Here is an 18131-nt window from a genome sequence, read left to right on the forward strand (position 1 = left end):
GCGCCAGCAACTCTACCCCAACCGGTTCAACAACTCGCGCAGTGTTGCCTTTTCCATGTCCGATACATCGGCCACCCGGCTGCGCCACAGCGTCGCCTGCGACCGCAGGATCGGCCCGTCCGACAGAATCTTGAGGTGATTGGCCCGCAATGTTTCCCCGGTCGAGGTGATATCCGCCACACCCTCGGCGGTCAGGTTCTTGATCGTGCCTTCGGTCGCGCCCTGGCTGTCGACAAGCTGGTAGTCGGCCACGCCATTGTCGCGCAGGTATTCCCGCACCAGCCGGTGATACTTGGTCGCGATCCTGAGCCGGAACCCGTGCCGCGCCCGGAACGCCGCCGCCGCCGCATCCAGATCGTCCAGCGTGTCCACATCAACCCAGCACCCCGGCACCGCGATAATCAGGTCGGCCTGACCAAAGCCCAGCGGTTCGATCTCTTCCACCTGCTGTTCCCAGCGGCCCAGCTTTTCGCGCACAAGGTCCGTTCCGGTCACGCCCAGATGAATGCGCCCGGCGGCCAGTTCACGCGGGATTTCCCCCGCCGACAACAACACGAGGTCCACCCCGTCGATGCCCTCAACAGCCCCGGCATATTCCCGGTCCGATCCGGTCCGCGACAATTCCACGCCGCGCGCCTTGAACCAGTCAAAGGTCTTTTCCATCAGCCGCCCCTTGGACGGCACCCCCAGCTTGATACTCATGCCCCGGCCTCCAGTTCGACCAACAGGCCCGGACGGATCACCCCGCCCACCGCCGGAATTTCACTGCCCTGCCCCAGCACGCGGGTCAGCGCATCATACCGCCCCCCGGATGCAAGCGGCGGCAGGTCGGGACGTCCCGGCACGTAAAAACCAAAGACAAACCCGTCGTAATACTCCATCGACGTGCGCCCATAGCTGGCTTCGAACTCAAGGTTCGCCACATCGACGCCCCGCGCCGCCAGCGCCTCGATCCGTTCCTGCAGACGGAACATCGCCTCGGTGATCGCAGGCATATCCACCGCCAGATCGCGAATGTGCTCAAGCGCATAAGGCAGGGTTTCGCGCACGTTCAGCAGCGTGTCGATCAACCCGACCTCCCGCGCGCTGATCGGCGCCGCCTCGGCATCCTCGCGCAAGGCTTCGATCCGTGCAGCCACTTCCTCTTGCGACCGCATCCCGATATCGGGAAAATCATGCGCCATCGGGTTGGGATGGGCCAGCAACGCGGCCCGGCTCGCCGGAACCGCACTCCGCCCGGAAAACCGATCAAGCAGGGCCCGGAACCGCCGTGGCCGCCAGACATGGCGCAGCAGCGCCTGCTTGCGCCGCTCGGTGGTGTTCAGCCCGCGCACCGCTGCCGTCAGGATACCGATATCCCCGGTCGCCGCACGCAGGTTCACGCCCTTCAGCGCGTCCTGAATGACCGCAAAGGCCTCGGCATCAGCCGCCGCCGGGTTCTCCCGGTCAAACACCTCGTATCCGACCTGCATGTATTCATTGGCCCGGTCCGGGTCGTCTTCCTGACGGCGAAACACCTCGCCCGCATAGGTATAACGCGCTGGCTCCGCCCCATGCGCCATGTGCATCTGCACCACCGGCACCGTAAAGTCGGGGCGCAGCATCTGCTCCCCGCGCAACGCATCGCTCGTCACATAGGCCCGCGCCCGGATGTCCTCGCCATACAGGTCCAGAAGCACTTCGGCCGGTTGCAGGATCGCTGTTTCCACCGGTTTCGCCCCGGCCGCCTCGAACCCATCGCGCAGCGCCGCTGCGCGGGCCCGGATTTCCGCTTTCTGAGGCATCAGCCGTCCTGCCCTTCCAAGATTTCGCGCACCTTGGCCACAAGATCACCGCGCGCCACTTCGAACTGGCTCGGGCGCTCTTTCCATTCTTCCAACGTGGCGCTCTCGGCAATCTTGGCCCCAAGGATGAGGTCCTTGATCTGCACCACGCCCCGGTCCTTCTCATCCCCGCCTTCGATCACGGCAACCGGCGAGTTGCGCTTGTCGGCGTATTTGAGCTGGTTGCCAAAGTTCTTCGGGTTGCCAAGATACACCTCGGCGCGAATGCCCGCATTGCGCAGCTCCGCCACCATCGCCTGATAATCCGCCATCCGGTCGCGATCCATCACGGTCACAACCACCGGCCCCTTGACCGCGCCACCGATCCGGCCCTTCTCACGCAACGCCGCCAACAGGCGATCCACGCCAATCGACACCCCCGTCGCAGGCACCGCCTGCCCGGTAAATCGCTTCACGAGGTCATCGTAACGCCCACCGCCCGAAACCGACCCGAACTGACGCTTGCGCCCTTTCTCGTCGAAAATCTCGAACGTCAGCTCGGCCTCGTAAACCGGCCCGGTGTAATAGCCCAAACCCCGCACGACGCTGGGGTCAATCTCGATCCGGTCCGCGCCATAGCCACCCGCAGCCAGCAACTCGCCAATCTGTTCCAACTCGGCAATCCCCTCGGCGCCAATTTTGGACTCACCGACTGCACCGCGCAGGTTGGCAAAGGTCTTGGCAACGTCATCCGCCTTCGAGGTCAGGAACGCGATCACCGGCTCCGCCTGATCCTCGCTCAGCCCGACACCGTCGATAAACGCGCCCGACGCATCCAACCGCCCCTTGGTCAGCAACTCGCGCACGCCCTGCTCACCCACCTTGTCGAACTTGTCGATGGTGCGCAGTACGTTATCGCGCGCGCCTTCCCCCTCGGGCAAGCCCATCGCTTCCAGAACACCATTCAGGACCTTCCGGTTGTTCACCCGCACAAGGTAATCCCCGCGCGGAATGCCGACGGTCTCCAGCGTATCGGACAGCATTGCGCAAATCTCGGCGTCGGCGGCCATGCTCGCCGTACCCACGGTGTCCGCATCACATTGATAAAACTGGCGATATCGACCGGGTCCGGGCTTTTCATTGCGCCACACCGGACCCATCGCATAACGACGATAGGGGGTCGGCAAATCATTGCGGTGCTGCGCATAAACCCGCGCCAAAGGTGCCGTCAGGTCATAGCGCAGCGCCATCCAATCGCCATTTCCGTCTTCATCCGATTCCTGCCACGCGAAGACACCTTCGTTGGGGCGGTCCACGTCGGGAAGAAACTTGCCCAGCGCCTCGACGGTCTCCACCGCACTCGATTCAAGCGCCTCGAACCCATAGCGATGATACACCCCGGCAATCTGATGCAGCATCTCGGCACGCTCGCTCACTTCGGCGCCGAAATAGTCGCGGAACCCCTTGGGCGTGATCGCCTTGGGGCGGGGGGCTTTCTTCACTTTGGCCATGGCACAGGTCCCTTCGGAATGCGGTCGCCCACGCCTTTACCCAAAGCCCCGCACAGGGGCAAGCAAACCCTCTGTCGCAGACCCGCTTTCGCCCCGCGTTCCAGCCCGAAAAATCACTGACCCGAAGGCGCTCCGGGATCGAGACGCGCAAGCATGACGAAATACGTCACACGGGGAATCCTGCTCCAAAAAGCCGCTCCAGCCCGCGTCGCACCTCGATGGCGTCACCATCACTGGCGCACGGCATCTGGTTCATTACGGCCTTTCACACCACCCCGAGACATACGCCGACCCGCCACTTTCTTTTCCACAAATACCCTCGGGGGGAGCGTTTCCAAACCCCGTTTGGAAACCGGGGGGGGGGCAGACAGCCCCCTGCTTCAGATGTCACCAAAACTGCCGCCGCGGCCTTTTCCGGACGCAAATCGCGCCGCCCCGGCCGCCCCTTCGGCGGCAAACGCCGCGAAAGAGGCCCATTCCCGGCGCAGCGCCGACGCCAGCTCAACACCCGACAAACGCGCCGACAGGTGATCGGCGCGCATACAGCTCTGCGGAAACCGCGTCAGCCCCTCGGCTAGGTCCAGCGCCGCCGCCAGCGCGCCGCCCTCCGGCACCACCCGATCCGCCAACCCCATCGCCTGCGCCTCGACCGCCCCCACGGGGCGCCCGGTCAGGATCAGGTCATTGGCGCGCCCCTGCCCAATGAGACGCGGCAAGCGCACGGTCCCGCCATCAATCAAAGGCACGCCCCAGCGACGACAGAACACCCCGAACACCGCGCTCTCGGACGCGACCCGCATGTCACACCACGCCGCCAGCTCGATCCCCCCGGCCACGGCATAGCCCTCTACGGCGGCGATCACTGGCTTCGACAACAAAAGCCGCGATGGCCCCATCGGCCCCGGCAGGGGCTGCGCCGCCGCGTCGGACCAGTCGTCCGGCATCTGCACCTGCGACAGCCAATCCGCGCCTTCTCCCCCGGCCGCGGCCTTCAGGTCATAGCCCGCACAAAAATGCCCCCCGGCGCCCGCGAACACGGCCACGTCAACCGCGTCGTCCTGCTCAAAAGCCCGAAACGCCTCGTAAAGCGCCCGCGCCGTCTCCGGGTTCACCGCATTGCGCGCCTCGGGGCGATGGATCGTCACCACCCGCACCCGTCCCACCGTTTCCAAGCTGATCGTCATCTCCTGTCCTCCCGCCCCAACCCCAGCACGCAGCGTCTCCCCAAGCAAACAAAACGCCGCGTCGCTTGACGCGCCTGCCCGCCGGGGCTAGCCACACCTCATGGAAAAGCTTGAAGAACAGATCGCCCACCTGACCCGCACCGTCGAAGACCTCAGCGACGTCGTCGCCCGTCAGGATCAGGAAATCGCGCTGCTCACCCGCCGCGTCGCCCTGCTTCTCGAACGCGAAGCCAGCCGCGAGGCCGAAGGCACCGGTGGGGTGGTTTTGGGGGATGAACGCCCGCCGCATTACTAGGCGCGCGACCGGGACAATCGGGATGCGGGGGCCAGCCCCCACTTGAGCCTGCGGCTCAATTCACCCCCGGGGTATTTTCGAGCATTGAGAAGGAAAAGGCATCTTGCGCAAAAAGCGGGCGCGGCGCGGGCCGGGGATTCCCGCTGCTGACGCGGACGCCGCAAACTTCCCCCTAGCCATTCCGCCCCATAGTTCCTAGATTTCTAACGGATTCAACAAAGGGGCAAACGCATGTCCGGAACCGGATTACAAAAGCTTTCGTTTGTTCTTCTTGTCATCCTCATCCTCTATGTGTCGATCGCAGGAGGCGTGTGATGGCGCAAAAATTCGGCGGGAAATACAGCCCCGACAGCACGCCCCAGCCCGAAGCCTTTCAGGGCGCGCGGCGCAGCCGTGCCGGGGGGCGCGTCAACCTGTTGTTCCTCGCCCCGCTTCCGCTGATCTGGCAGGCTTTTGGCAATGGCCCTTCCGCGCTGGTGCTCAACCTCGCCGCCCTTGGCACCCTGCTTCTGGCTGCGTGGCTGACCCGCGAGGGGCTCCTCGCGCAAGAGGCATACGACGCGCGCAAGGTGGCCCGCCGCCCCGCCCTGCCACGCAAGATCCTCGGTTCTCTGCTTACAGGGACCGGTCTTGCCGCGGCGGGATTTGCCGCCGGCGGTGATCTCCTTGCGCCTCTGGCCTATGGTATCGTCGGCACGGTCCTGCATTTCCTTGCCTTCGGCCCCGACCCGATGCGCAACAAGGGGCTCGAAGGTGTCGACCTGTTTCAGACCGACCGCGTGGCCCGCGCCGTGGACGAAGCCGAAGAGCATCTGCGCGCCATGTCCGATGCCATCAAACGCGCAGGGGACCGCACGCTCGAGGGGCGCGTCGAGCGCTTTCAACAGGCGGCCCGCGCGCTTTTTCGCACAGTCGAGAACGATCCACGCGACCTCACGGCGGCCCGCCGTTACCTCGGCGTCTACCTGCTTGGTGCGCGTGACGCGACGGTCAAATTCGCCGACATCTATGCCCGCACCCGCAACGCCGAAGCCCGCGCCGACTACGAGGCGCTGCTCGATGACCTCGAAGAGAATTTCGCCTCCCGCAACCAGAAACTGCTGCTTGATGACCGCAGCGACCTGACCGTTGAAATCGACGTTCTGCGCGAACGCCTGCAACGCGAAGGCGTGCGCTAATCCTTTCAGAAAGGGGAACCCCATGTCCGACACCACCCGCCAGAAGGCCGAAGCCGCCCTTGTCGAGCTGGAAACCGTGACCGCCGTGGAACTCGCGGAACCGGTTGACGCCGACGCCATCGTGCCGCTGGAAAAGGCCGACGCGCCGCTCAGCGCCGAAATCACCAGGCGCATTGCGGAACTGGACATGAGCGACACCAACTCGATCGTGTCCTTTGGCTCGGGTGCGCAGGCCGAGCTTCAGGAAATCAGCCAGGCCATGCTGCAGGATGTGCGCAACAAGGATGTCGGCCCCGCCGGGGACAGCCTGCGCAACATCGTCACCACCATCCGGGGCTTTTCCGTCTCCGAACTCGACGTGCGCCGCGAACGCTCCTTCTGGGAAAAGCTGCTGGGCCGCGCTGCGCCCTTTGCCAAGTTCACCGCCCGCTACGAAGAGGTGCAGGGCCAGATCGACAAGATCACCGACAACCTGCTGAACCACGAGCACAAGCTTCTGAAAGACATCAAGTCGCTTGACCTGCTCTATGACAAGACCCTGAATTTCTACGACGAACTGGCGCTCTATATCGCCGCGGGCGAAGCCAAGATCGCCGATCTCGACGCCACGGACATTCCCACCGCCGAAGCCGCCGTGCAGGAAGCAGATGAAAACGCGCAGGTCATGAAGGCACAGGAACTGCGAGATCTGCGCGCCGCACGCGACGATCTCGAACGCCGGGTGCATGACCTCAAGCTGACCCGTCAGGTGACCATGCAATCCCTGCCCTCGATCCGCCTTGTGCAGGAAAACGACAAGTCGCTCGTGACCAAGATCAATTCGACGCTGGTCAATACCGTACCGCTCTGGGAAACCCAGCTGGCACAGGCCGTCACCATCCAGCGCAGCGCCGAGGCGGCGGCGGCCGTGCGCGACGCTAATGACCTGACCAACGAACTTCTAACCTCGAACGCCAAGAACCTGCGCGACACCAACAAGATGGTGCGCGAAGAGATGGAGCGCGGCGTATTCGACATCGAGGCCGTGAAACAGGCCAATGCCGACCTGATTGCCACCATCAACGAAAGCCTCCAGATTGCCGACGAAGGCAAGGCGCGCCGCGCCGCCGCCGAAGAGGAGATGAAGAAGATGGAGGCCGAATTGCGCGACACGCTGGCCGCCGCCAAGGCACGTCAGACCGGGCTGGGGGACACCACGGCCGGGGCAGTGCCCAAGGCGTGAGGCCCCTCGCTAGCATACTGGCAACAATGGCCCTTGGCGCGCTGGTCGCTTGCGACAGCGTGCCAACGACCACGCCCAAACCGGTGGCCCCGGCGCCGGCCAAGCCCTCGCAGGCGAGCGAATCCCTGCGCAACTACTATGCGCATGTGCAATCCGACCTGCTGGCGCGGGGCTTGTTACGCACCGATGGCGGCGGACCGGACACGCCCTTTACCCCGGACATGTTGGCCCGCAATTTCGAACGCATCGCATTTTATGATGAATACGCCCTGAACCGGGGTCTGCGTGCGTCGAACGGGCGCGCGGGAACCCTGCGCCGCTGGTCCGGTCCGGTACGCGTCAATGTCGAATTCGGCCCCTCGGTGCCCGAATCCATTCGCGCCACCGACAAGGCCACGGTGAACGCCTATGTCCCCCGCCTTGCCAAAATCACCGGCCATCCGATCACCATGTCCGCGCGTCGCCCCAACTTCCATGTCCTCGTGATGAGTGCAGACGACAACCCAACGATCGACGCCCGCCTGCGCCAGATCGTGCCCGGCGCCAATGCCTCGACCCGCGCCCTGTTCCAGGATGTGCCACGCAATATCCATTGCCTCGTGGCCGCCTTCTCCTCGGACAACAACGCGGGCAACTATACCACCGCCATCGCCCTGATCCGTGCCGAGCATCCCGACCTCATGCGCAAATCCTGCATCCACGAGGAAATCGCGCAGGGTCTGGGCCTCGCCAATGACAGCCCCGAGGCCCGCCCCTCGATCTTCAACGATGATGACGAGTTCGCCTTCCTGACCACCCATGACGAGATGCTGTTGTCGATGCTTTACGACGACCGCCTCGCCATCGGCATGCCACTGGAACAGGCCCGCCCCGTTATCCAAACACTGGCCCGCGAACAGACGGGTCGCATATACTGAATTCAGGACCACCCGAAAGGACTCTCTCCCATGGGCATTTTCGATTTTCTCACCGGCGAATTCATCGACGTCATTCACTGGGTCGACGACACCCGCGACACGCTTGTGTGGCGGTTCGAACGTGAAGGCCACGAGATCAAGTACGGCGCCAAGCTAACCGTGCGCGAAGGACAGGCCGCCGTGTTCGTGCACGAAGGCCAGCTTGCGGATGTCTTCACCCCTGGTCTCTACATGCTCGAGACCAACAACATGCCGATCCTGACCACCCTGCAACACTGGGATCACGGCTTCAAAAGCCCGTTCAAATCGGAAATCTACTTCGTCAACACCACGCGCTTTGCCGATCTGAAATGGGGCACAAAGAACCCGATCATGGCGCGTGACCCCGAGTTCGGCCCGGTCCGCCTGCGCGCCTATGGCACCTATGCGATCCGCGTGATCGACCCGGCCCGCTTCCTGACCGAGATCGTCGGCACCGACGGCGAATTCACAATGGACGAAATCTCGTTCCAGATCCGCAACATCATCGTGCAAGAGTTTTCCCGCGTGATCGCTGGCTCCGGCATCCCGGTTCTGGACATGGCCGCCAACACCGCCGATCTGGGCAAACTGGTGGCGGCGGAAATCTCCGGCACGCTGGCCGAATACGGCCTTTCCATGCCCGAGCTTTATATCGAGAACATCTCGCTCCCACCCGCCGTCGAGGCAGCCATGGACAAGCGCACCTCGATGGGCATCGTCGGCGACCTTGGCAAATACACGCAGTTCTCCGCCGCGGAAGCCATGACCGCCGCTGCCCAGACGCCGAATTCCGGCATGGGTGCCGGGCTGGGAATGGGGATGGGCATGGCCATGGCCCAGCAGATGGCCAATACCGGCCCTTGGGGCGCCCGCGCCGCCGCCATGGCCCCCGCGCCACAGGCGGCCATGGCTCCACCGCCCCCGCCGCCCCCGGTCGAACATGTCTGGCATATTGCTGAGAACGGCCAGACGCGCGGTCCCTTCTCCAAGGCCGCCATGGGCCGCATGGCCGCCGCCGGGGAACTGACCCGCGAAACCCATGTCTGGACCGCCGGTCAGGACGGTTGGAAACATGCCGAGGACGTCGCCGAACTGGCCCAGCTCTTCACCATCCTTCCGCCCCCACCCCCCGGAGCCTGACCCTTGCGCGATGTGATCGTGCCCAAGGCGCTGCGCGACGCCGTCGCCGCCTCGGGCTTCTCTCCGGCTGTGCGGGCGGGTGATTTCCTGTTCCTGACCGGCGCCACGGGCGGCCGGGCGGATGGGACGATGCCGGACACCGCCGCTGAACAGACTGACATCGCCCTCGCCAAGGTGCTCGAAATCCTGAGAACGGCGGGCGGTACGGTGGGCTCGGTGGTCGAATTGACCAGCTATCACACCGATATCGACGCGGATTTTTCCGCAGTCGACACCCGCCTACGTGCCATTTTGCACGAGCCCCTGCCCGCATGGACCGCCGTCGAGGTGGCCAGGCTGCGCCGCCCCGGCGCACGCGTCGAATTCCGCATCGTCGCCCACCTGCCCCAACCATCGGAGACCGCCCCGTGACCCGTCGCACACTCCTGAAATGGCTGCATTGGCTCGCCGCCGGTCTGATCCTCTATTTCTTTCTCGTGGAACCCGAAGAGGTGAGCGGCGCGGCCCAGAAGGGCGCCGCCCTCTCCACCCATGCCGGCATGGGGATGCTGCTTGGCCTTGTCACCGCGCTTTGGATGGGCATGTTCTGGTCCAAGGGCCTTGCCGGTCGCCCCGGTCCCAAGCTGCCCGGCTGGGGCAAACGCTTTCACAGCCTCTCGCACAAGGCCCTGCAATACGGCCTGCCGATCATGGTCGCCACTGGCGCCCTCACGGGGCTGGCCGCGCCCTTCATGATCCGCGCCTTCGGCGTGCTGCCGATCACCCCCGGAACCGCACCCAAGGGTCTTCACAAGCTGGCCGAGGAAGTGCACGAGATCGCCTTCAACACGCTGCTGGTCCTGATCATCGCCCATATCGCCTTCCACCTCTGGCGGCATTTCGTCCTCAAGGACAACGCCCTGCGCATCATGGCGCCCAAAGCCTTGCACAAATACCTCTGATCCTGCTTTCATTGCCTCCATAGATATTCCCCCGGAACCCCGTCTCATGTCCGCCACACCGCCGCCCGCCCCACAGGAAACCCACCGTTTTCCCTGTCCCCAATGCGGCGCCGACTACCGCTTTGCCCCGCGCGAGGCCAAGCTGGTCTGCGATCATTGCGGCCACGAGGAGCCCATGGAACAGGGCGACCGCGCCGCCGCGATCACGGAACTCGATTTCAAAAAGGCGCTGGCCGACCAGCTTCCCCAGGCCGAGATCGTCGAAACTCGCATCTCGACCTGCCCCAATTGCGCTGCCCATGTCACCTTTGATGGCGACACCCATGCCACCGAATGCCCATTCTGCGCGACGCCCGTCGTGGTCGACACCGGCACCCACCGCCTGATCAAACCGCGCGCCGTGCTGCCCTTCCAGCTTGACGAACGCACCGCCCACAAAGCCATGAACGACTGGCTGGGCAGGCTCTGGTTTGCGCCAAACGGCCTTCAGGATTACGCCCGCAAGGGGCGCAAGATGGATGGCATCTACGTCCCTTACTGGACCTATGACGCCGACACCAAGTCCAGCTATTCGGGCGAACGCGGCACCATCTACTATGTCACCCAAACCGTGATGCAGGACGGCAAGCGCGTCCAGAAACAAGTCCAGAAAATCCGCTGGACCCCGGCCTCGGGCCGGGTCAAACGCTGGTTTGACGACGTGCTGGTGCTGGCCTCCCGCGCCCTGCCCAAATCCTACACCGACGCGCTGCAGCCCTGGGACCTCTCCGCGCTCGAACCCTACAGCCCCGAATATCTGGCCGGGTTTCAGGCCGAAGGCTACACGATCTCCCTCGAAGACGGTTATGAGTATGCCCGCGCCCATATGGACGCCGTGATCCGGCGCGACGTGGCCTTTGACATCGGCGGCGACCGCCAGCGCATCCACCAGATTTCCACCAGCGTCAGCGACGTGACCTTCAAACACATCCTGCTCCCGGTCTGGATGGCCGCCTACAAGTATCACGGCAAATCCTACCGTTTCGTGGTCAATGGCCAGACCGGCCGGGTTCAGGGCGAACGCCCCTATTCGGCGTGGAAAATTGCCTTCGCCGTGCTGCTCGGGGCCATTGTGGCTGCCGGGATTGGCTATATCATCGCCCAAAACCAGTAACTGGCACCGGAACAGACAAAATGACCCCTCATGACGCCCTGACAGAGCTTCTGCATGCCCGCCATTCCTGCCGCGCCTTCCGCCCGGACCCGGTGCCGCGCGACGTGATCGAAACCATCCTCACCGACGCGGGTCGCGCCGCCTCTTGGTGCAACGCGCAACCGTGGAAAATCTACCTCACCAGCGGCGACCAGACCGAAGCCTTCCGCACAACCATGCTCGACGCCTTCGACACCAAGTCCTCGTCCTGCGATTTCGACCCGCCCACAGGCTATACCGGCGCCCATCTCGAACGCCGCCGCACCTGCGGCATGCAGCTCTATGACGCCGTCGGCATCGGACGCGGCGACCGCGCCGCCCGCAGCGCCCAGATGCGCGAAAATTACCGCTTTTTCGGCGCCCCCCACGTGGCCCTCATCGCGTCGGCGGGCGAGCTTGGCACCTATGGCGCGCTCGATTGCGGCGGCTTTATCACAAGCTTCTGCCTCAGCGCCCAATCCCAGGGCATTGCCACCATCCCGCAAGCCGCGCTGGCCTTCTACGCCAACGAGGTGCGCGCCTTTTTCGACATCCCCGAGGATTTCAAAGTGCTCGCGGCGATCTCTTTTGGCTATGCCGACACGGACCATCCCGCGAACCAATTCCGCACCGAACGCGCCCCGCTCGACGATCTCGTCACCTGGCGCGGCTGATCCACCCGCCCTCGGCACTTTCTTTTTCCGAAAATACCCCGGGGGTGGGTTTGAAAATGCCTGCATTATCAAACGAGGGGGCTGGCCCCCTCTCCCCACCTTGCCCCGCGCCCGCACCCTTCCTATAAGCGGTTGAGTTCAGCCACGGAGTGACGGCCCATGACCTTCCGCCAAAAGCACCTTCTCGGAATCGAACCGCTGCACCCGACCGAGATTACCACGCTTCTGGACCTCGCAGATCAATATGCCGATCTGAACCGGCGCGAACAGAAACACTCCGACGCGCTTTCCGGCCTGACACAGGTCAACATGTTCTTTGAAAACTCCACACGCACGCAGGCCAGCTTCGAACTCGCCGGCAAACGCCTTGGCGCGGACGTGATGAACATGGCGATGCAGGCCAGCTCGATCAAAAAGGGCGAGACCCTGATCGACACGGCGATGACACTGAACGCCATGCACCCCGACCTGCTGGTCGTGCGCCATCCGCATTCCGGCGCGGTCGACCTCTTGGCGCAAAAGGTGAACTGCGCGGTACTCAACGCCGGTGACGGACGCCACGAACACCCCACGCAGGCGCTGCTCGATGCCCTCACCATCCGGCGCTCCAAAGGCCGCCTGCACCGCCTGAATATCGCCATCTGCGGTGACATCGCCCATTCCCGCGTCGCCCGCTCGAACCTGATCCTATTGGGCAAAATGGAAAACCGCATCCGCCTTGTCGGCCCACCCACGCTTGTCCCGGCGCAATTCGCCGAGTTCGGCGCCGAGGTCTACGAAGACATGCGCGAGGGCCTGCGCGACGTCGACGTGGTGATGATGCTGCGTCTTCAGAAAGAACGCATGGATGGCGGCTTCATCCCCTCCGAACGCGAATATTACCACCGCTACGGGCTCGACGCCGAGAAACTCTCCTATGCCAAGCCCGACGCCATCGTCATGCATCCCGGCCCCATGAACCGCGGTGTCGAGATCGACGGCGAGATCGCCGACGACATCAACCGCTCGGTCATTCAGGAACAGGTCGAAATGGGAGTCGCCGTCCGCATGGCCGCGATGGACCTCCTCGCCCGCAACCTGCACGAGGCCCGCGCCAAACCCAGGGTGATGGTATGAGTGACGAAGACCCGAAAGACCCCCGCGCCTCCGGCATGGTCGCCATGGTGGCGCTGATCGTGATGTTCGCGCTGGTGGGTGTGATGATCTGGGTGGCCGGATGAGCGCGCTCTCTGTCGCAGAGCAGGAACGCGGCATGGTCCGCGTCTTTGCGCTCGACATGCCCGAGCGCGACCTCGCCCGCCTCACCAATCCCGGCCAGACCGACCCCAGCCCGCAGGCCACCGTCGCCATGCTGGTCGGCCTCGACTGGCTCGAAGAGGGCGGGTTTGAAATCTTCGAAACCGACGTGCTTGGGGAACTGGGCCTCGCAGGCTACCTGCGCGACGGCGGCGGCGTGGCCGAAGAAACCCTCGCAGCCGCCAAAATGCGCCTCAACGCTTTTGACGGCCCGGTCCTGATCCTCTATTCGCGCGCCTTTGGCGGCAAGGCGGCCACGCTCACCCCCGGCCCCGGCGTCACCCATCTGGGGAGCTTCGCCGAAGACAGCCCGCCCGTGATCTACGAAAAACTGCCCAGCGCAGCAGCCTCCGGCGCCCCGGTCTCCGGCGCAGCCCCCGAACCGGCCAAGCCCAATCCGCATCTCAACGTGCTTCTGGCCATTCTTGCCCTGCCGCTTGCCGCGATCATCATCGGTCTGATCTTCTACGGAGTTCTCAAATGAGCCCCTCCATGACTCCCACCACCCCGCTCGCCGACGGCGAAGAGGTGTTGCAAAGCTTCCGTGCCGACCGCGCCACCTATGTGCGCACCAATACGTGGATGGCCGCCGTTGCAATGGGCGCGGGCATGGTCATCCTCTGGCTTCTGGGCAACCCATATGTCTGGACCGGCGCCGTGGGCGGCCTCGCGGCGGTTGCAGTGCGCGCCTTCTACCTCATGTCCGAGGCCCTCTCCGAACGCTGGGACCTTACCAACCAGCGCATCCTTGGCCCGATGACCCGCGCCATCCCACTGGGCAGCATCAAGCAACTCAACACGCTGGGCTCCGTGGTCCAGATCGTCACCCATTCCGGCGACAAATACCTGATCAAGTATCAGACCGCCCCCAAGGCCACCATCGCCGCGATCCAGCGCGCTAGCGTCGGGGGGCACCCATGAGCGACGGCTGGGACGGTATCCTCGATCCGGGCGAGAAAATCCTCTGGCAGGGACGCCCCGACGGCGCGTTCGCCTTTGACTGGGGGGCTGTTTTCCCGCTGATCTTCGGCCTGTTCTTTGCCGGGTTCGCGCTGTTCTGGATGGTCATGGCATCGCTGGCAGGCGGTTTCTTCTGGATGTTCGGCCTTTTGCATTTCGGCGTCGGCGTTGCCATTGCCCTCGGCCCGGTATTTTGGCCCACATGGCGGCGGCGCCATACGTGGTACACGCTCACCGACAAGCGCGCCTTCATCGCCACGGACATCCCCTTCAAAGGCAAAAAGCTCGACTTCTACCCGATCAACGCGGGCACGGTGTTTTCCTTCTATGACGAAGACCTCGCGACCATCCATTTCGCCGAAAAGATCACCCAGACGAAAAAACACGGTGTCAGCCGCACCAAGATCGGCTTCGAACGCATCCCCGACGGACGCAACGTCTTGCGTCTGATGCGCGAGGTGCAGGACATCGACCGCCAGAAATCCGCAGACCCGGAAAGAGACAAGACATGAGCACGCTCTTCACCAGCGCCCGCCTGATCGACCCCGAAGCCAACACCGACGCCTCCGGCTGGCTGCTGGTCGAAAACGGAACGATCGCAGCCAGCGGGACAGGCGATGCGCCCCAAGCAGACGAAGCCATCGACTGCAACGGCAAATGCCTCGCGCCGGGCATCGTCGATATCGGCGTCAAGGTCTGTGAACCGGGCGAGCGCCACAAGGAAAGCTACAAGACCGCCGGTCTTGCCGCCGCCGCAGGCGGTGTGACCACCATCATCACCCGCCCCGACACCCTGCCCGCCACCGACACCCCCGAGGCACTGGAATTCGTCGAGCGCCGCGCCAACGAGGCCGCGCCGGTGAACGTATTGCCCATGGCCGCCCTTACCAAGGGCCGCGAGGGCCGCGAAATGACCGAGTTCGGCTTCCTGCTCGATGCCGGGGCCGTGGCCTTTACCGATTGCGACCATGTCGTCACCAACACCAAGGTCCTGACTCGCGCCATGACCTATGCCCGCGCCCTTGGCGCGCTGATCATCTCGCATCCTCAGGAACCCGGCCTGTCGTCGGGGGCCGCCGCCACGTCGGGCAAATTTGCCGCCCTGCGCGGCCTGCCCACCGTGTCGCCCATGGCCGAGCGCATGGGGCTGGATCGCGACATCGCCCTCGTGGAAATGACCGGCGTGCGCTACCACGCCGACCAAATCACCACCGCCCGCGCGCTGCCCGCGCTGGAACGCGCCAAGAAAAACGGTTTCGACATCACCGCCGGGACGTCGATCCATCACCTGACTCTGAACGAACTCGACGTCGCCGACTACCGCACTTTCTTCAAGATCAAGCCGCCGCTCCGCTCCGAAGATGACCGGCTTGCCGTCGTGGCGGCGGTAAAATCCGGCCTGATCGACATCATTTCCTCGATGCACACACCGCAGGACGAAGAGAGCAAACGCCTCCCCTTCGAGGAAGCCGCCTCCGGCGCCGTTGCGCTTGAAACCCTGCTCCCGGCCGCCATGCGCCTCTATCACGCCGACCACCTCACCCTGCCGGAACTCTGGCGCGCCATGTCGCTCAATCCGGCCAACCGGCTGGGCCTGCCCTCAGGCCGCCTCACCTCCGGTGCTCCCGCCGATCTCGTGCTTTTCGACCCGGACGCCCCGTTCATCCTTGACCGCACCAAGCTGCAATCAAAATCCAAGAACACCCCGTTTGACGGCCAGCGCATGCAGGGTAAGGTGCTTGCAACCTATGTTGGCGGCACCCCCGTCTACCGGAGAGCCTGATGCCCACCCTCGAAAGCGCCCCCCTTGTCCTGCTACTTTGGGCCGCCCTCGGCTACCTCCTGGGCTCGATCCCCTTCGGCATGGTTCTCAGCCGCGCCATGGGTCTCGGCAACCTGCGCGAAATCGGCTCAGGCAATATCGGCGCCACCAACGTCCTGCGCACCGGCTCCAAGAAAGCCGCCGCGCTGACCCTTCTGCTGGATGGCGGCAAGGGCGCTGTCGCCGTCCTGCTCGCCCGCGCCATCGCAGGCGAAGATGCCGCCCAACTGGCTGGCCTGACGGCCTTTCTCGGCCATTGCTACCCGGTCTGGCTCGCCTTCAAGGGCGGCAAGGGCGTCGCCACCTTCCTTGGCCTCATGCTGGCACTGGCCTGGCCGGTCGGCATCGCCTGCTGCCTGACATGGCTCGCCACCGCCGCGCTCACGCGCATCTCGTCGCTCTCTGCCCTCGTTGCCGCCGCGACCAGCACGATCTGGATGGTCTTTCTCGGCCATTCACAGGCCTTTTTCCTTGGCGTCCTGCTCACCCTGATCGTGTTCTGGCGCCACCGCGAAAACATTCGCCGCCTGCGCGCCGGAACCGAACCGAAGATCGGCAAGAAATAGGCCCTGCGCGGCCCCACCCCTTCATTTTGCCAGAAATACTCCGGGGGGGAGTCGCCTTTGGGCGACGGGGGGCAGCGCCCCCCGACCCGCTCAATAACTATAGGCGTCGTAGATCCTGCTCAGATCGCCGCCCCAATCCCCCTCATAATGCTCCAGAAGCTCGTCCGCCGGCACCTTGCCGCTCTCGACGCTCTCTTTCAAAGCATTGAGGAAATGGGTCTCGTCCGGCACCAGCCCGCCGGCCCCGGCCCGCGCCCGCGCCTTCAGGCCCGATTCCGAAATCTCCAGTACCTCGCGCGCGAGATCATGCATGTTCACATCGCCGAACTTCGCCTGCAACCCGTCACGCGACGCTGCAACGCGCAGCCCTTCGCGCATCTCGGTGTTCCAGCCCTTGACCAGATCCCACGCCGCATCCAGCGACGATTGATCATACATCAGGCCAACCCAGAACGCGGGTAACGCACAAAGCCGCCGCCACGGGCCGCCATCCGCCCCACGCATCTCCATGTATTTCTTGATCCGCGCCTCGGGGAAAATCGTCGTTAGATGATCCGCCCAGTCGCTCAGCGTCGGCGTCTCACCGGGCAGCGCAGGAAGCTCCCCCTTGATGAAATCCCGGAACGACTGCCCCAGCGCGTTGATGTATTTGCCGTCGCGATAGACAAAATACATCGGCACATCGAGCGCGTATTGCACATAGGATTCAAAACCGAACCCGTCCTCAAAGACAAACGGCAACGTGCCGGTGCGCGACGCATCCAGATCGCGCCAGACCCGGCTGCGCCAGCTCTTGTGCCCGTTGGGCTTGCCATCAAGGAAAGGCGAATTGGCAAACAGCGCCGTCGCCACCGATTGCAACGCCAGCGCCACGCGCAGCTTTTTCACCATGTCGGCTTCCGAGGCGAAATCGAGGTTCACCTGAACCGTGCAGGTCCGCCGCATCATGGTCGTGCCCATGGTGCCCACTTCCTGCATATAGCTGTCCATCAGCTTGTAACGCCCCTTGGGCATGAGCGGCATATCTTCATGTTTCCAGATCGGCGCCGCTCCCAGCCCGATGAACCCCACGCCGATCTTGTCGGCAATGTCCTTCACGTCGACAAGGTGCTGGTTCACCTCATCACAGGTCTGGTGAATGTTTTCCAGTGGCGCGCCAGACAGTTCCAGCTGCCCGCCCGGTTCCAGCGACACGTTGGCGCCGTCTTTCTCCAGCCCGATCAGCTTGCCGCCCTCTTCCACCGGGGCCCAGCCATGGCCATCGCGCAGCCCCTGCAACACGGCCAGAATCGACCGTTCCCCCTCATAGGGCAGCGGTTTATGCGTGTCCTTGCAATAGCCGAACTTCTCGTGCTCGGTACCGATCCGCCAAGTCTCGCGTGGCTTACAGCCGCTCTCAAGATAGCCTGCCAACTGGTCATGATGCTCGATCGGCCCGCCGCCGGACTGAGGGATGGACATGCGCTTTTC

Annotated in this window: 20 protein-coding genes; 15 read left to right on the forward strand and 5 right to left on the reverse strand. The window is 64.1% G+C overall.

All coding sequences use genetic code 11. The features are described from left to right. Positions 1–12 precede the first annotated feature (12 nt). The 4 genes from hisG to BMZ35_RS03830 all read right to left on the reverse strand — a co-directional run bounded on the left by hisG (position 13) and on the right by BMZ35_RS03830 (position 4458). Positions 13–702, reverse strand: coding sequence for an ATP phosphoribosyltransferase (hisG, locus tag BMZ35_RS03815; RefSeq protein ID WP_093091018.1), 690 nt, complete (start codon positions 700–702; stop codon positions 13–15). Beyond that, a complete protein-coding gene (locus BMZ35_RS03820; protein ID WP_093091020.1) occupies positions 699–1784 on the reverse strand; it encodes an ATP phosphoribosyltransferase regulatory subunit in 1086 nt (361 codons plus the stop codon). The genes hisG and BMZ35_RS03820 overlap by 4 nt, the downstream gene beginning before the upstream one ends. Beyond that, positions 1784–3274 (reverse strand): histidine--tRNA ligase, encoded by a 1491-nt coding sequence (gene hisS, locus BMZ35_RS03825; RefSeq protein WP_093091022.1) that lies wholly within the window; start codon positions 3272–3274, stop codon positions 1784–1786. Before hisS ends, BMZ35_RS03820 begins: the two co-directional genes overlap by 1 nt. 380 nt (positions 3275–3654) lie before the next feature. Then, positions 3655–4458, reverse strand: coding sequence for a crotonase/enoyl-CoA hydratase family protein (locus tag BMZ35_RS03830; RefSeq protein WP_093091024.1), 804 nt, complete (start codon positions 4456–4458; stop codon positions 3655–3657). A gap of 100 nt (positions 4459–4558) precedes the next feature. Here BMZ35_RS03830 and BMZ35_RS03835 point away from each other — a divergent pair, with 100 nt between their 5' ends. The 15 genes from BMZ35_RS03835 (at position 4559) to plsY (ending at position 16661) form a co-directional block, all read left to right on the forward strand. Then, positions 4559–4753: a SlyX family protein gene (locus BMZ35_RS03835; protein ID WP_093091026.1), complete on the forward strand. Its 195-nt coding sequence runs from the start codon at positions 4559–4561 to the stop codon at positions 4751–4753. Positions 4754–5067: 314 nt separating this feature from the next. Continuing rightward, positions 5068–5931 (forward strand): 5-bromo-4-chloroindolyl phosphate hydrolysis family protein, encoded by an 864-nt coding sequence (locus BMZ35_RS03840; RefSeq protein WP_093091027.1) that lies wholly within the window; start codon positions 5068–5070, stop codon positions 5929–5931. A gap of 22 nt (positions 5932–5953) precedes the next feature. Further along, complete coding sequence (locus tag BMZ35_RS03845; RefSeq protein ID WP_093091029.1) at positions 5954–7153, forward strand: toxic anion resistance protein; 1200 nt, start codon at positions 5954–5956, stop codon at positions 7151–7153. Positions 7154–7179: 26 nt separating this feature from the next. Further along, complete coding sequence (locus BMZ35_RS03850; protein ID WP_093091031.1) at positions 7180–8070, forward strand: DUF2927 domain-containing protein; 891 nt, start codon at positions 7180–7182, stop codon at positions 8068–8070. Positions 8071–8100: 30 nt separating this feature from the next. Further along, on the forward strand, positions 8101–9231 hold the full coding sequence (locus BMZ35_RS03855) for an SPFH domain-containing protein (RefSeq protein ID WP_093091033.1): 1131 nt from the start codon (positions 8101–8103) through the stop codon (positions 9229–9231). Between the two features lie 12 nt (positions 9232–9243). Beyond that, on the forward strand, positions 9244–9642 hold the full coding sequence (locus BMZ35_RS03860; RefSeq protein ID WP_242654724.1) for a Rid family hydrolase: 399 nt from the start codon (positions 9244–9246) through the stop codon (positions 9640–9642). Next, the gene (locus BMZ35_RS03865) at positions 9639–10172 is read left to right on the forward strand and encodes a cytochrome b (RefSeq protein ID WP_093091037.1); all 534 of its coding nucleotides are present in this window, start codon (positions 9639–9641) and stop codon (positions 10170–10172) included. The genes BMZ35_RS03860 and BMZ35_RS03865 overlap by 4 nt, the downstream gene beginning before the upstream one ends. Positions 10173–10218: 46 nt before the next feature. Further along, positions 10219–11325 (forward strand): TFIIB-type zinc finger domain-containing protein, encoded by a 1107-nt coding sequence (locus tag BMZ35_RS03870; protein ID WP_093091039.1) that lies wholly within the window; start codon positions 10219–10221, stop codon positions 11323–11325. Positions 11326–11345: 20 nt separating this feature from the next. Then, entirely contained in the window at positions 11346–12017 is a 672-nt protein-coding gene (locus tag BMZ35_RS03875) for a nitroreductase (RefSeq protein WP_093091041.1), read from the forward strand. A 159-nt stretch (positions 12018–12176) separates the two neighbouring features. Continuing rightward, positions 12177–13133: an aspartate carbamoyltransferase catalytic subunit gene (locus tag BMZ35_RS03880; RefSeq protein ID WP_093091043.1), complete on the forward strand. Its 957-nt coding sequence runs from the start codon at positions 12177–12179 to the stop codon at positions 13131–13133. A gap of 100 nt (positions 13134–13233) precedes the next feature. Continuing rightward, positions 13234–13797, forward strand: coding sequence for a hypothetical protein (locus tag BMZ35_RS03885; RefSeq protein ID WP_131814322.1), 564 nt, complete (start codon positions 13234–13236; stop codon positions 13795–13797). 8 nt (positions 13798–13805) lie between these two features. Then, on the forward strand, positions 13806–14234 hold the full coding sequence (locus tag BMZ35_RS03890; RefSeq protein ID WP_165609997.1) for a hypothetical protein: 429 nt from the start codon (positions 13806–13808) through the stop codon (positions 14232–14234). Then, complete coding sequence (locus tag BMZ35_RS03895; protein WP_093091048.1) at positions 14231–14785, forward strand: MFS transporter; 555 nt, start codon at positions 14231–14233, stop codon at positions 14783–14785. Before BMZ35_RS03890 ends, BMZ35_RS03895 begins: the two co-directional genes overlap by 4 nt. Then, positions 14782–16056: a dihydroorotase gene (gene pyrC, locus BMZ35_RS03900; protein ID WP_093091050.1), complete on the forward strand. Its 1275-nt coding sequence runs from the start codon at positions 14782–14784 to the stop codon at positions 16054–16056. The genes BMZ35_RS03895 and pyrC overlap by 4 nt, the downstream gene beginning before the upstream one ends. Beyond that, entirely contained in the window at positions 16056–16661 is a 606-nt protein-coding gene (gene plsY, locus BMZ35_RS03905) for a glycerol-3-phosphate 1-O-acyltransferase PlsY (protein WP_093091052.1), read from the forward strand. Before pyrC ends, plsY begins: the two co-directional genes overlap by 1 nt. 90 nt (positions 16662–16751) lie before the next feature. Here plsY and BMZ35_RS03910 read toward each other — a convergent pair whose 3' ends face one another. Beyond that, the gene (locus BMZ35_RS03910) at positions 16752–18122 is read right to left on the reverse strand and encodes a glutamate--cysteine ligase (protein WP_093091054.1); all 1371 of its coding nucleotides are present in this window, start codon (positions 18120–18122) and stop codon (positions 16752–16754) included. Between the last annotated feature and the right edge of the window lie 9 nt (positions 18123–18131).

The sequence above is a fragment of the Shimia aestuarii genome (assembly GCF_900114635.1).
GTDB classification, from domain to species: domain Bacteria; phylum Pseudomonadota; class Alphaproteobacteria; order Rhodobacterales; family Rhodobacteraceae; genus Shimia; species Shimia aestuarii.